Source organism: Pseudomonas glycinis (genome assembly GCF_054871425.1).
The window spans coordinates 1-13,127 of sequence record NZ_JBTYHF010000008.1 but is presented as its reverse complement, the minus strand read 5'-3'; the positions used below and the strand labels follow the sequence as shown (position 1 = coordinate 13,127).

General features: G+C 59.2%; 11 protein-coding genes. 3 read left to right on the top strand and 8 right to left on the bottom strand.

Annotated elements, in window-relative coordinates:
• Positions 1 to 137: 137 nt before the first annotated feature.
• The 7 genes from ACYSTU_RS19155 to ACYSTU_RS19125 form a co-directional block, all read right to left on the bottom strand.
• A complete protein-coding gene (locus tag ACYSTU_RS19155) occupies positions 138 to 563 on the bottom strand; it encodes a GNAT family N-acetyltransferase (RefSeq protein ID WP_016775275.1) in 426 nt (141 codons plus the stop codon).
• Positions 556 to 1,725 carry a ribosomal protein uL16 3-hydroxylase gene (locus tag ACYSTU_RS19150; RefSeq protein WP_016775274.1) on the bottom strand — a complete coding sequence of 390 codons (1,170 nt, stop codon included), beginning with the start codon at positions 1,723 to 1,725 and terminating at the stop codon, positions 556 to 558. Before ACYSTU_RS19150 ends, ACYSTU_RS19155 begins: the two co-directional genes overlap by 8 nt.
• A gap of 86 nt (positions 1,726 to 1,811) precedes the next feature.
• Positions 1,812 to 3,182 carry an adenylosuccinate lyase gene (gene purB / locus ACYSTU_RS19145; protein WP_499000945.1) on the bottom strand — a complete coding sequence of 457 codons (1,371 nt, stop codon included), beginning with the start codon at positions 3,180 to 3,182 and terminating at the stop codon, positions 1,812 to 1,814.
• 126 nt (positions 3,183 to 3,308) lie between these two features.
• The gene (gene hflD, locus ACYSTU_RS19140) at positions 3,309 to 3,932 is read right to left on the bottom strand and encodes a high frequency lysogenization protein HflD (protein ID WP_499000943.1); all 624 of its coding nucleotides are present in this window, start codon (positions 3,930 to 3,932) and stop codon (positions 3,309 to 3,311) included.
• The gene (gene mnmA, locus ACYSTU_RS19135; RefSeq protein ID WP_499000940.1) at positions 3,929 to 5,053 is read right to left on the bottom strand and encodes a tRNA 2-thiouridine(34) synthase MnmA; all 1,125 of its coding nucleotides are present in this window, start codon (positions 5,051 to 5,053) and stop codon (positions 3,929 to 3,931) included. Before mnmA ends, hflD begins: the two co-directional genes overlap by 4 nt.
• A 59-nt stretch (positions 5,054 to 5,112) precedes the next feature.
• A complete protein-coding gene (locus ACYSTU_RS19130) occupies positions 5,113 to 5,559 on the bottom strand; it encodes an NUDIX hydrolase (RefSeq protein WP_016775271.1) in 447 nt (148 codons plus the stop codon).
• A 200-nt stretch (positions 5,560 to 5,759) separates the two neighbouring features.
• Positions 5,760 to 7,985, bottom strand: a complete 2,226-nt coding sequence (locus tag ACYSTU_RS19125) for an NADP-dependent isocitrate dehydrogenase (RefSeq protein ID WP_499000935.1) — start codon at positions 7,983 to 7,985, stop codon at positions 5,760 to 5,762.
• Between the two features lie 481 nt (positions 7,986 to 8,466).
• Here ACYSTU_RS19125 and icd point away from each other — a divergent pair, with 481 nt between their 5' ends.
• A complete protein-coding gene (gene icd, locus ACYSTU_RS19120) occupies positions 8,467 to 9,723 on the top strand; it encodes an NADP-dependent isocitrate dehydrogenase (RefSeq protein WP_024013414.1) in 1,257 nt (418 codons plus the stop codon).
• A 77-nt stretch (positions 9,724 to 9,800) separates the two neighbouring features.
• Here icd and ACYSTU_RS19115 read toward each other — a convergent pair whose 3' ends face one another.
• Positions 9,801 to 10,082 (bottom strand): cold shock domain-containing protein, encoded by a 282-nt coding sequence (locus ACYSTU_RS19115; protein WP_016775267.1) that lies wholly within the window; start codon positions 10,080 to 10,082, stop codon positions 9,801 to 9,803.
• A 224-nt stretch (positions 10,083 to 10,306) separates the two neighbouring features.
• On the opposite strand from ACYSTU_RS19115, the gene clpS reads away from it, so the two are divergent.
• Together clpS and clpA are read left to right on the top strand one after the other, a co-directional pair.
• Positions 10,307 to 10,690: an ATP-dependent Clp protease adapter ClpS gene (gene clpS / locus ACYSTU_RS19110; RefSeq protein WP_011334948.1), complete on the top strand. Its 384-nt coding sequence runs from the start codon at positions 10,307 to 10,309 to the stop codon at positions 10,688 to 10,690.
• Positions 10,691 to 10,720: 30 nt separating this feature from the next.
• Positions 10,721 to 12,991, top strand: coding sequence for an ATP-dependent Clp protease ATP-binding subunit ClpA (gene clpA, locus ACYSTU_RS19105; RefSeq protein ID WP_499000930.1), 2,271 nt, complete (start codon positions 10,721 to 10,723; stop codon positions 12,989 to 12,991).
• Positions 12,992 to 13,127 lie beyond the last annotated feature (136 nt).

Below are 13,127 nucleotides of genomic sequence, written 5' to 3'. Positions count from 1 at the left end.
ATCCCCGCTCGGCTGCGCAGCAGTCGCCGACCCAGCGCGCTCGATTTAACTGACTCACCGAGTTTGCTGGATTTGGGGCTGCTTCGCACCCCAGCGGGGATAAATCCCCTCGCCACAGGGATCTGGAGGTCTCGGAATCAGGCCGAATGCCGAACCATGTCGACATGCGGAATCCCGGCTTCGAGGAATTCCTCGCTGACCAGGCTGAAGCCCAGGCGCTCGTAGAACGCCGTGGCTTGCACCTGAGCGCTGAGCTTCTGCTGTTTCAGCCCGCGCGCTTCAGCTTCGGCGATGACCGCTTGCATCAGCGCATCACCGACCTTCATTCCGCGCCAGTCTTTGAGTACTGAAACGCGGCCGATGTGCCCGTCGGGCAACAGCCGCGCCGTGCCGATCGGGAAGTCGCCTTCGAACGCCAGAAAATGCACGGCGGTCGCGTCATCGGCGTCCCACTCAAGCTCGGGTGGCACCGATTGTTCGGCGATGAACACCGTTTCACGAATGCGCCGGATCTCGGCGATATCCTTCTGCCAGTCTGCGACACGAACGCGAATTTTATTCATCGGCGAACCCCAGGCTTCCTTGCTTGACCAGTTCGCAGAGCAGGCTGCGGCCGTCTTCGTCGCTCAGCCACTCGCCGAGGTTATCGGCGTGCAGGGCGTCAGCGGCGCAGATCAGCTTCAGCAGTTCGCGCAGCTTGCCCGGCAGGTAGCGGCTCTGGCCACTGGCGAACAGCAGGAGATCGTCGTCGACTTCCGACCAGGCCAGGCGCGCGCTCGGGTTGCGGATCAGCACGGCGCCATCCTGCAGGGCGGCGAGGAAGTCTTCTTCTTCGACGTCTTCCGGGCCGACCACCAGTTCCGGGTAGCGCGGCTCGGTCATGTACTGGCCGAACCAGGTCAGCAGCAGACGCTCGTCGCTCATGTGCTCGGCGAGCAGGCTTTTCAGGCGATCCAGCGCATCGTGTTGAATCTGGTGCGGATCGACCGCCGGCTTGGCGTCGGCATCGGTGTAGCGCTCTTCGTCGGTCAGGAACTGGCTGAGGAAGTCGGTGAAGTGGGTCAGCACTTCAGCGGCGCTTGGCGCGCGGAAGCCGACCGAGTAGGTCATGCAGTTGTCGACCGCGACACCGCAATGGGCCAGGCGCGGCGGCAGGTAGAGCATGTCGCCCGGTTCCAGCACCCATTCTTCGGTTTCGTGGAATTCAGCGAGGATGCGCAGGTCGGCGTGTTGCAGCAGCGGGCTCTCGGAATCGCACATCTGGCCGATTTTCCAGTTGCGCTTGCCGTGGCCCTGCAGCAGGAAAACATCGTAATTGTCGAAATGCGGGCCGACGCTGCCACCCGGGGCGGCAAAGCTGATCATCACGTCGTCGACGCGCCAGCTCGGCAGGAAGCGGAAATTTTCCAGCAGTTCGCTGACTTCCGGCACGAACTGGTCAACCGCTTGCACCAGCAGTGTCCACTCTTTTTCTGGCAATTTGCTGAACTCGTCTTCGGCGAACGGGCCGCGACGCAGTTCCCATGGACGCTCGCCGTGCTCGATGACCAAGCGCGATTCGACTTCTTCTTCCAGGGCCAGGCCGGCCAGTTCGTCGGCGTCGATCGGGCTTTCGAAGTCAGGAATCGCCTGACGGATCAGCAGCGGTTTTTTCTGCCAGTAGTCACGCAGGAATTCGCGTGCTGTGAGGCCGCCCAGAAGTTGAAGAGGAATATCGGAATTCATATGTAACCTATTGAAAAAAAGCACTTTTCAGACGGGAATAAAAACGCCCGGCGCGGCCGGGCGTCTCAAGCGGGGCAAACGGACGATCAGATGCGTTTGGCTTGTGCCACTGCGTTGCCGATGTAGTTGGCCGGGGTCAGTTGCTTGAGCTCGGCTTTGGCTTCGGCTGGCATGTCCAGGCCATCGATGAAAGTCTGCAACGCTTCAGGGCTGATGCCCTTGCCACGGGTCAGTTCTTTCAGCTTTTCGTACGGGTTTTCGATGTTGTAGCGACGCATCACGGTCTGGATCGGCTCAGCCAATACTTCCCAGCAAGCATCGAGGTCGGCGGCAATTTTCTGCTCGTTGAGCTCAAGTTTGCTGATGCCTTTGAGGCTGGCTTCGTAAGCGATCACGCTGTGAGCGAAGCCGACACCGAGGTTGCGCAGGACGGTGGAGTCGGTCAGGTCGCGCTGCCAGCGGGAAATCGGCAGCTTGCTCGCCAGGTGCTGGAACAGTGCGTTGGCGATACCCAGGTTGCCTTCGGAGTTTTCGAAGTCGATCGGGTTGACCTTGTGCGGCATGGTCGAGGAGCCGATTTCGCCAGCGATGGTGCGCTGCTTGAAATAACCCAGGGAAATGTAGCCCCAGATATCGCGGTCGAAGTCGATCAGGATGGTGTTGAAGCGCGCGATGGCGTCGAACAGCTCGGCGATGTAGTCGTGCGGTTCGATCTGCGTGGTGTACGGGTTGAAGCCCAGGCCCAGTTCGTCTTCGATGAAGGCGCGGGCATTGGCTTCCCAGTCGATCTGCGGGTAGGCCGACAGGTGCGCGTTGTAGTTGCCGACGGCGCCGTTGATCTTGCCCAACAGCGGCACGGCAGCGACCTGAGCGATCTGACGCTCGAGACGGTAAACCACGTTCGCCAGTTCTTTACCCAGAGTGGTCGGCGAAGCCGGCTGACCGTGGGTGCGCGACAGCATCGGCACGTCGGCGAAACGGATGGCCAGTTCGCGGATGGCGTTGGCGGTCTGGCGCATCAGCGGCAGCATCACGTCGTCACGGCCTTCGCGCAGCATCAGGGCGTGGGACAGGTTGTTGATGTCTTCACTGGTGCAGGCAAAGTGGATGAATTCGCTGACCTTGGCCAGCTCCGGCAGCTTGGCCGCCTGCTCTTTGAGCAGGTATTCGATCGCTTTGACGTCGTGGTTGGTGGTGCGCTCGATCTCTTTGACGCGCTCGGCGTGCTCCAGCGAGAAGGTTTCAGCCAGTTCGTTGAGAACGGCGTTGGCCTCGGCGGAGAAGGCTGGCACTTCAGGGATGCCAGCGTGGGCGGCCAGGCGCTGGAGCCAGCGCACTTCAACCAGAACGCGGGCACGGATCAGGCCGTACTCGCTGAAAATCGGGCGCAGGGCCTGGGTTTTGCCGGCGTAGCGGCCGTCAACAGGGGAAACCGCAGTGAGCGAAGAGAGCTGCATGGGGTGTTCTCGGACAGTCGGGCAACGAAATGGGGCGCGTATCATACATGAAAAAATCCGCCGGTCCGTCGCCAACTGACCGGCGTATTACGCGTTACAGACTACAAAGCCTTCGTGACGCGGCGTTTACTCGCTGCGCATCAACGGATAAAGCTCTTTGAGCAGCTTGCGGCGGCTGATTACCAACTGCCAGCGATGACCACCGAGCTGACGCCACAGGCGCGCCGAGCGGATACCCGCGAGGAGCAGGGCGCGGATTTTCGAGGCGTTGCTCGGCTGCTGCAGGTTGCGCATATCGCCGTGCACCTGAATGCGCTGGCGCAGGGTGCTCAACGTGTCCTGGTACAACGCACCGCAAGCGGCGACGACGTTTTCGTGGGTCGGGCCAAAATGCTCCACCTGCGACTGAATCTGCGGCAGGCGCTTGGCAATCGTCTCGAGCATGTCATCACGCTTGGCCAGCTGTCGCTCCAAGCCGAGCATCGACAGGGCGTAGCGCAATGGCTCGCGCTGCAAAGTGCTTGGATCGCGCTCCAAAGCGCCGATCAATGCGCGATAACCCTCGCGCAGATTGATGTCGTCGCCGCCGTACACGTCCAGCGTATCTTTCGGATCCCGTACCAACAGGCTGCCGAGCATGCAGCTCAGGCCCGCTTCGTTGGTCTGGCCGGTCTTGGCGATGCGATCGACCAGTACGGCGGCGAGAAACACACCGCCCAGCGCTGTCAGTTGCTCCTGAGTCGGGCTCATGCCTGGCCGCTCCACGGCTCGGCCACTTCGATCACGCCGCCGCCGAGGCAGATTTCACCGTCATAGAAAACTACCGACTGGCCCGGCGTTACCGCGCGTTGCGGTTCTTCGAACACGGCGCGATACCCGCTGGCGGTTTTTTCCAGGGTGCAGGCCTGATCGCTCTGGCGATAGCGCACTTTCGCCGTCAGGCGCAGCGGCTGGCTCAGATCGATCGGGTTGACCCAGTAGATTTCCGAAGCGAGCAGGGCGCTTGAGAACAGCCACGGATGGTTGTTGCCCTGGCCGACGATCAGTTCGTTGGTCTGCAGATCCTTGCGCAGCACGTACCACGGCTCATCGCCGGCATCCTTCAAGCCGCCGATGCCGAGGCCCTGGCGCTGGCCGATAGTGTGGTACATCAAGCCGTGGTGACGGCCGATGACTTCGCCTTCGGTGGTCTTGATCTCGCCCGGTTGTGCTGGCAGGTACTGCTTGAGGAAATCGCTGAAACGGCGCTCGCCGATGAAGCAGATCCCGGTGGAATCCTTCTTCTTGGCGGTGGCCAGTTCGTATTTCTCGGCAATCGCGCGGACTTCAGGCTTTTCCAGTTCGCCGACCGGGAACAGGGTCTTGGCGATCTGTTCGCCACCAACGGCGTGCAGGAAGTAGCTCTGATCCTTGTTCGGATCGAGGCCCTTGAGCAGTTCGGTGCGGCCATCGATGTCGCGGCGGCGCACGTAGTGACCAGTGGCGATCAGGTCGGCGCCGAGCATCATCGCGTAGTCGAGAAACGCTTTGAACTTGATCTCGCGGTTGCACAGGATGTCCGGGTTCGGCGTGCGCCCCGCCTTGTATTCGGCGAGGAAGTGCTCGAACACGTTGTCCCAGTACTCGGCGGCAAAGTTGGCGGTGTGCAGCTTGATGCCGATCTTGTCGCAGACAGCCTGAGCATCCGCCAGGTCGTCCATGGCGGTGCAGTATTCCGTTCCGTCGTCTTCTTCCCAGTTCTTCATGAACAGGCCTTCCACTTCATAACCCTGCTCGATCAGCAGAAGGGCGGAAACGGAAGAGTCCACGCCGCCGGACATGCCGACAATAACGCGCTTCTTGGATGTGTCAGAAGGGGCTGGATCACGCATAGGGATTCAATGAGTGTCTTGGAAAAGGGCGCGATTCTATCAGGCTCACGGCCGCAAGGCTAAAGAGAAGGGCGGATCAGTTCGAGGCTGAAGTGATGACCGGCCAGATAATCGTCGATGCAGCGGATGATCAGCTCGCTGCGCCAGTTGTCACGCTGGGCGATTAATTCGTCGCGGGTCAGCCACTTGGCGCCGACGATGCCGTCATCGAGTTGGTAATCCGGGTGATGCTGCACGGCTTTGGCGCTGAAGCATATGCGCTGGTAAGTCACGCCGTTGCTCGGTGCGGTGTACAGATAAATGCCGATCACGCCGGTGGGTTCGACGTCCCAACCGGTTTCTTCGAGGGTTTCGCGAATCGCCGCGTCGATCAGGGTTTCATCCGGATCGAGATGCCCGGCGGGCTGGTTGAGCACATTGCGCCCGCCTTTGTGCTCTTCGACCATCAGGAAACGGCCGTTGTCCTCGACGATGGTGGCAACGGTGATGTGGGGGAGCCATTCCATAAAACCTTCCTCAATATCCAGGTTAAAACCCGACCCCCTGTGGGAGCGAGCCTGCTCGCGAAAGCGGTGGGTCAGTCAACGAAGGTGCTGAATGATAAACCGCATTCGCGAGCAGGCTCGCTCCCACAAGGGATTTATGTTGTCAGTAAAAACACAAACCCCGGCACAAGGCCGGGGTTTGTGATGTTCCCATTACAACCTTAAACCAGCGCAGCAATCGCCGCGTTGAAGGTTGCGCTTGGGCGCATGGCCTTGCTGATCAGCTCGGCGTCGGCGTGGTAGTAACCGCCGATGTCGACTGGCTTGCCCTGCACGGCGTTGAGCTCGGCAACGATGGTTGCCTCGTTCTCGTTCAGGGTTTTCGCCAGAGTCGCGAACTGCGCTTGCAGTGCAGCGTCTTCAGTCTGGGCGGCCAGGGCCTGAGCCCAGTACATCGCCAGGTAGAAGTGGCTGCCGCGGTTGTCGATGTTGCCGACTTTGCGCGATGGCGACTTGTTGTTGTCGAGGAACTGACCGGTGGCCTGGTCCAGGGTTTTCGACAGCACCAGTGCTTTCGGGTTGTTGTAGTTCACGCCCAGGTGCTCGAGGGAGGCGGCGAGGGCAAGGAACTCACCCAGCGAATCCCAGCGCAGGAAGTTTTCTTCAACCAGTTGCTGCACGTGCTTCGGCGCCGAACCGCCGGCGCCGGTTTCGAACAGACCACCGCCATTCATCAGCGGTACGATCGACAGCATCTTGGCGCTGGTGCCCAGTTCCATGATCGGGAACAGGTCGGTCAGGTAGTCGCGCAATACGTTGCCGGTCACCGAAATGGTGTCCTTGCCTTCGCGGGTGCGCTGCAGGGTGTACTTCATCGCGTCGACCGGCGCCATGATCTGGATGTCCAGACCGCTGGTGTCGTGATCCTTCAGGTACGCCTGAACCTTCTCGATCACCACGCCATCGTGAGCGCGCATCGGGTCGAGCCAGAAGATCGCCGGCGTGCTGCTCGCGCGAGCACGGTTGACGGCCAGTTTGACCCAGTCCTGGATCGGCGCGTCTTTGGTCTGGCACATGCGGAAGATGTCGCCGGCTTCGACAGCCTGTTCCATCAGCAGCTTACCCTTGCTGTCGGTGACGCGAACAACGCCGTCAGCCTTGATCTGGAAGGTCTTGTCGTGGGAACCGTACTCTTCGGCTTTCTTCGCCATCAGGCCGACGTTCGGCACGCTGCCCATGGTGGTCGGATCGAAAGCGCCATTGGCTTTGCAATCTTCGATCACAGCCTGGTAGATGGTCGCGTAGCAACGATCCGGGATCACAGCCTTGGTGTCGTGCAGCTGACCGTCGGTGCCCCACATCTTGCCGGAGTCACGGATCATCGCTGGCATCGAGGCGTCAACGATGACGTCGCTCGGCACGTGCAGGTTGGTGATGCCTTTGTCGGAGTTGACCATCGCCAGCGAAGGACGAACGGCGTAGACCGCTGCGATATCGGCTTCGATCTGCGCTTGCTGCTCGGCCGGCAGGGCCTTGATGCGCGCGTACAGATCGCCGATGCCGTTGTTCAGATTGAAGCCGATCTGGTTCAGCACGTCAGCGTGCTTGGTCAGTGCGTCTTTATAGAACTCGGCAACGATCTGGCCGAACATGATCGGGTCGGAGACCTTCATCATGGTCGCTTTCAGGTGCACCGAGAGCAGCACGCCCTGGGCCTTGGCGCTTTCGATTTCGGCAGCGATGAACGCACGCAGGGCGTTTTTGCTCATCACGGCGCAGTCGAGGATCTCGCCAGCCTGAACGGTGGTTTTTTCTTTCAGAACGGTGGCAGCACCGTCCTTGGCGATCAGTTCGATCTTCACAGCGTCAGCGGCGTCGATCAGGACAGCTTTTTCGCTGCCGTAGAAATCGCCGGTGCTCATGTGCGCGACGTGAGACTTGGAGTCCTTGGCCCAGGCGCCCATTTTGTGCGGGTGCTTGCGCGCGTAGTTCTTCACCGACAGCGGAGCGCGGCGGTCGGAGTTGCCTTCACGCAGAACCGGGTTCACAGCGCTGCCCTTGACCTTGTCGTAACGCGCCTTGGCGTCTTTGTCGGCGTCGCTGGTCACGGTTTCCGGGTAGTCCGGCAGGTTGTAGCCCTGCGCCTGCAGCTCTTTGATCGCGGCTTGCAGCTGTGGCACCGAAGCACTGATGTTCGGCAGCTTGATGATGTTGGCTTCAGGCGTAACGGCCAGGTCGCCCAGTTCGGCGAGGTGGTCGGCTACGGCTTTGTCGCCCAGTTGCTCGGGGAAGCTTGCCAGGATGCGCGCTGCAAGAGAGATATCGCGGGTTTCCACGGCGATATCGGCCGAGGCGGTGTAAGCCTCGATGATCGGCAGCAGGGAATAGGTGGCGAGGGCAGGAGCTTCGTCGGTGAAGGTATAGATGATCTTCGAGCGGGTGGGCATATTCGGATTAACTCTCTCTTCTTTGCTAAAGCGTGCGCAGAAACTCGAGGGGCGCCGGGTAAGCGCGTTCGTTCAAAGTCATCCATGAACCGAATGTCGAGATTCTTCGCGGTGATGTTGGGTGCATCAGTAGAGCGTCAAGCAGTCAGGCTGCGGTAACAACCCGACCAATCAGGCGGAAAGTCTCGTGCTAGAGAGGCCAGCCGTCGTGACCCTGTGGTCAGCGGGCGGCATTATACATAGGTAGCTGGCAATCTGCCGATGGTTCATATGCAACGATTCTCGTCCATTGGTCTAAAGGTCGCAGGGCGCGACCGGGCAAAGACTCGTTACGAATGCTGGACTTTGGCGCTTTTCCCTTTGCTTTCAGGCTTGTAGGAAACGAGATGTGCGCGGCGCAGGAACATAGGGTTTGCGTGTTGATTCAACTGGGTTACGCTCGAAGCAAGCCAGGTGTTCAATCCAAACAATGGAGTTCAGCATGGGTTACAAGAAGATTCAGGTTCCAGCCGTCGGTGACAAAATCACTGTCAATGCAGACCATTCTCTCAATGTTCCTGATAACCCGATCATCCCCTTCATCGAAGGTGACGGTATTGGTGTCGACATCAGTCCGGTGATGATCAAGGTTGTCGATGCTGCTGTTGAAAAGGCCTACGGCGGCAAGCGCAAGATTTCCTGGATGGAAGTCTACGCCGGCGAAAAGGCCACTCAGGTTTATGACCAGGACACCTGGCTGCCGCAGGAAACCCTCGACGCGGTCAAGGATTACGTGGTCTCCATCAAAGGCCCGCTGACCACTCCGGTCGGTGGCGGTATCCGCTCGCTGAACGTGGCACTGCGTCAGCAACTCGACCTGTACGTCTGCCTGCGCCCGGTGCGCTGGTTCGAAGGCGTGCCGAGCCCGGTGAAAAAGCCCGGCGATGTCGACATGACCATCTTCCGCGAGAACTCCGAAGACATTTACGCCGGTATCGAATGGAAGGCCGGTTCGCCGGAAGCCACCAAGGTCATCAAATTCCTTAAAGAAGAAATGGGCGTCACCAAGATCCGTTTCGACGAAAACTGCGGCATCGGCGTCAAGCCGGTCTCCCGCGAAGGCACCAAGCGTCTGGCGCGCAAGGCTCTGCAATACGTGGTCGACAATGATCGCGACTCGCTGACCATCGTGCACAAAGGCAACATCATGAAGTTCACCGAAGGTGCCTTCAAGGAATGGGCCTACGAAGTGGCGGCCGAAGAGTTCGGTGCGACCCTGCTCGACGGCGGTCCGTGGATGCAGTTCAAGAATCCGAAAACCGGCAAGAATGTTGTGGTCAAGGACGCTATCGCCGACGCCATGCTCCAGCAGATCCTGCTGCGCCCGGCCGAATACGATGTGATCGCTACGCTTAACCTCAACGGTGACTACCTGTCCGACGCGCTGGCGGCGGAAGTGGGTGGTATCGGTATTGCGCCGGGTGCCAACCTGTCCGACACCGTGGCGATGTTCGAAGCGACCCACGGCACCGCGCCGAAATATGCCGGCAAGGACCAGGTCAACCCGGGCTCGCTGATTCTCTCGGCCGAGATGATGTTGCGTCATATGGGCTGGACCGAAGCGGCGGACCTGATCATCAAGGGCACCAACGGTGCGATCGGCGCCAAGACTGTTACTTATGATTTCGAGCGCTTGATGGATGGCGCGAAGCTGGTGTCGTCATCCGGGTTCGGGGATGCGTTGATTTCGCATATGTAAAAGTTGCAGGCACGCAAAAACCGCCTGACTCGATGGGTTGAGTCAGGCGGTTTTTTATGACCGAATGTTTTGAGGCTTCAACTGGTTGCCGTTTGTTTTTTCGTGGCAATCGAGCTTGGCGTCGAAGCTGCTTCGACCGGAGTTATCTTCACGGCATGCAAGCCTTTGGGGCCTTGAACGATGTCGAATGTGACTGCCTGACCCGCTTTCAGGGTCTTGTACCCTTCCATTTCAATGGCCGAGTAGTGGGCAAAGAAATCAATGTCCTTGCCATCCTCATCGCGACCTTCCCGGGCGTCGGTATTGATAAAGCCGAATCCCTTGGCATTGTTGAACCATTTCACCTTGCCGACAGCCATGCTCAAATCCCTCTGCAACAGACTCCATCGCTGGAGTATCATCCACGACATCCGCAATCGAATTCGATAAAAGAATTGACTCCGCGGATCTTTTTTACCCACTGTGGGCTCTATTGGTTGTAACACCGTTTTCCCGATAGTCAAGGTGACCGGGCAGTCGTAGTTGAAAACGTGTGCAACCGCCCCCACCACTGTATTCGCACAACTGACGAACCTTTTTTTCCATGCATGCAATCAGCCAGATTCGACTAACATTCAATCAGGATCGCCCGCTTCTCCAAAAGGATCTTCCACAGGAGCACGACGACGATTCGGCAGGCGTTGCTGTTCAGGAAGCAAAGCCCGCGTTACAGGCGCCGCCGATGTACAAGGTGGTTTTGTTCAACGATGACTACACACCGATGGATTTCGTCGTCGAAGTGCTCGAGGTGTTTTTTAACCTGAATCGCGAGCTGGCGACCAAGGTCATGCTGGCCGTCCATACAGAAGGACGAGCAGTATGTGGAGTGTTTACCCGCGACATCGCCGAGACAAAGGCCATGCAGGTCAACCAGTACGCCAGGGAAAGCCAGCATCCGCTACTCTGTGAAATCGAGAAGGACGGTTAATCGCCGACCACTTGGGTATGAGGTGAAGCTATGTTAAACCGCGAGCTCGAAGTCACCCTCAATCTTGCCTTCAAGGAGGCTCGTTCGAAGCGTCATGAGTTCATGACCGTCGAACATCTCCTGCTGGCCCTATTGGATAATGAGGCTGCCGCCACCGTTTTGCGTGCCTGCGGCGCAAACCTCGACAAACTCAAGCATGATCTGCAGGAGTTCATCGACTCCACCACGCCATTGATCCCCTTGCATGACGAGGATCGCGAAACCCAGCCAACCCTGGGCTTCCAGCGTGTCCTGCAGCGTGCTGTTTTTCACGTACAGAGCTCGGGCAAACGCGAAGTGACCGGCGCCAACGTGCTGGTCGCCATCTTCAGTGAGCAAGAGAGTCAGGCAGTGTTCCTGCTGAAACAGCAGAGCGTTGCGCGCATCGATGTCGTCAACTACATCGCCCACGGCATTTCGAAAGTACCGGGGCACGGCGATCACTCTGAAGGTGAACAAGATATGCAGGACGACGAGGGCGGTGAGTCTTCTTCTTCAGGCAATCCTCTGGATGCTTATGCCAGCAACCTCAACGAGCTCGCGCGCCAGGGTCGCATCGATCCGCTGGTCGGCCGTGAATCGGAGGTCGAGCGTGTCGCGCAGATCCTCGCGCGCCGACGCAAGAACAATCCGCTGCTGGTGGGTGAGGCAGGCGTGGGTAAGACCGCGATTGCCGAAGGCCTGGCCAAGCGCATCGTCGACAATCAGGTGCCGGATCTGCTGGCCAATGCGGTGGTTTATTCGCTCGACCTGGGCGCTCTGCTCGCGGGTACCAAGTATCGCGGTGATTTCGAGAAGCGCTTCAAGGCGCTGCTCAATGAGCTGAAAAAGCGTCCGCAGGCGATCCTGTTCATTGACGAGATCCACACCATCATCGGTGCGGGTGCTGCGTCCGGTGGCGTGATGGATGCGTCCAACCTGCTCAAGCCGCTGCTGTCGTCTGGCGACATTCGCTGCATCGGTTCGACCACATTCCAGGAATTTCGCGGCATCTTCGAGAAGGATCGTGCCTTGGCGCGTCGCTTCCAGAAGGTCGATGTCGTCGAGCCGTCGGTGGAAGACACCATCGGTATCCTGCGCGGTCTGAAAGGGCGTTTCGAGCAGCACCACAATATCGAATACAGCGATGAGTCGTTGCGTGCCGCTGCCGAACTGGCGTCGCGCTACATCAATGACCGGCACATGCCGGACAAGGCCATCGACGTGATCGACGAAGCGGGCGCCTACCAGCGTCTGCAACCGGTAGAGATGCGCGTCAAGCGAATCGAAGTGCCACAGGTCGAGGACATCGTCGCGAAAATCGCGCGGATTCCGCCAAAGCACGTCACCAGTTCCGACAAGGAGCTGCTGCGTAACCTGGAGCGTGACCTGAAGCTGACGGTGTTTGGTCAGGACGCGGCGATCGATTCGCTGTCGACTGCGATCAAGCTGTCCCGCGCCGGCCTCAAATCGCCGGACAAACCAGTCGGTTCGTTCCTGTTTGCCGGGCCTACCGGTGTCGGTAAAACCGAGGCCGCGCGACAACTGGCCAAGGCCTTGGGCATTGAGCTGGTGCGTTTCGACATGTCCGAGTACATGGAGCGTCACACCGTATCGCGTCTGATCGGTGCGCCTCCAGGCTATGTCGGTTTCGACCAGGGCGGTCTGTTGACCGAAGCCATTACCAAGCAGCCACATTGCGTATTGCTCCTTGATGAAATCGAGAAGGCGCATCCGGAAGTCTTCAACCTGCTGTTGCAGGTCATGGACCACGGCACGCTGACCGACAACAACGGGCGCAAGGCGGATTTCCGCAACGTGATCGTGATCATGACTACCAACGCCGGTGCCGAAACGGCTGCGCGGGCTTCGATCGGTTTCACCCATCAGGACCACTCGTCCGATGCGATGGAAGTGATCAAGAAGAGCTTCACGCCGGAATTCCGTAACCGTCTGGACACCATTATCCAGTTTGGTCGCCTCAGTCATGAGGTCATCAAGAGCGTGGTGGACAAGTTCCTCACCGAGCTTCAGGCGCAGTTGGAGGACAAGCGTGTGTTGCTTGAGGTTACCGATGCAGCGCGTAGTTGGCTGGCGGCGGGTGGTTATGACTCGGCGATGGGTGCACGTCCGATGGCGCGTCTGATCCAGGACAAGATCAAGCGTCCGCTGGCGGAGGAGATTCTGTTTGGCGAACTGGCCGAGCATGGCGGTGTGGTGCACATCGACATCAAGGATGGGGAGTTGACGTTCGACTTCGAGACCACTGCAGAAATGGCCTGACGGCTGTGGATCAAGAGGGCGCCTTCGGGCGCCTTTTTGTTGCTCGTTGTTTGGTGAGGTTGGGTGAATATCCGTTGCTTCGGTTACGGCTGCTTAGGGTTTCGCCCTTACGGCGACTCACTCTTTTTACAAACGC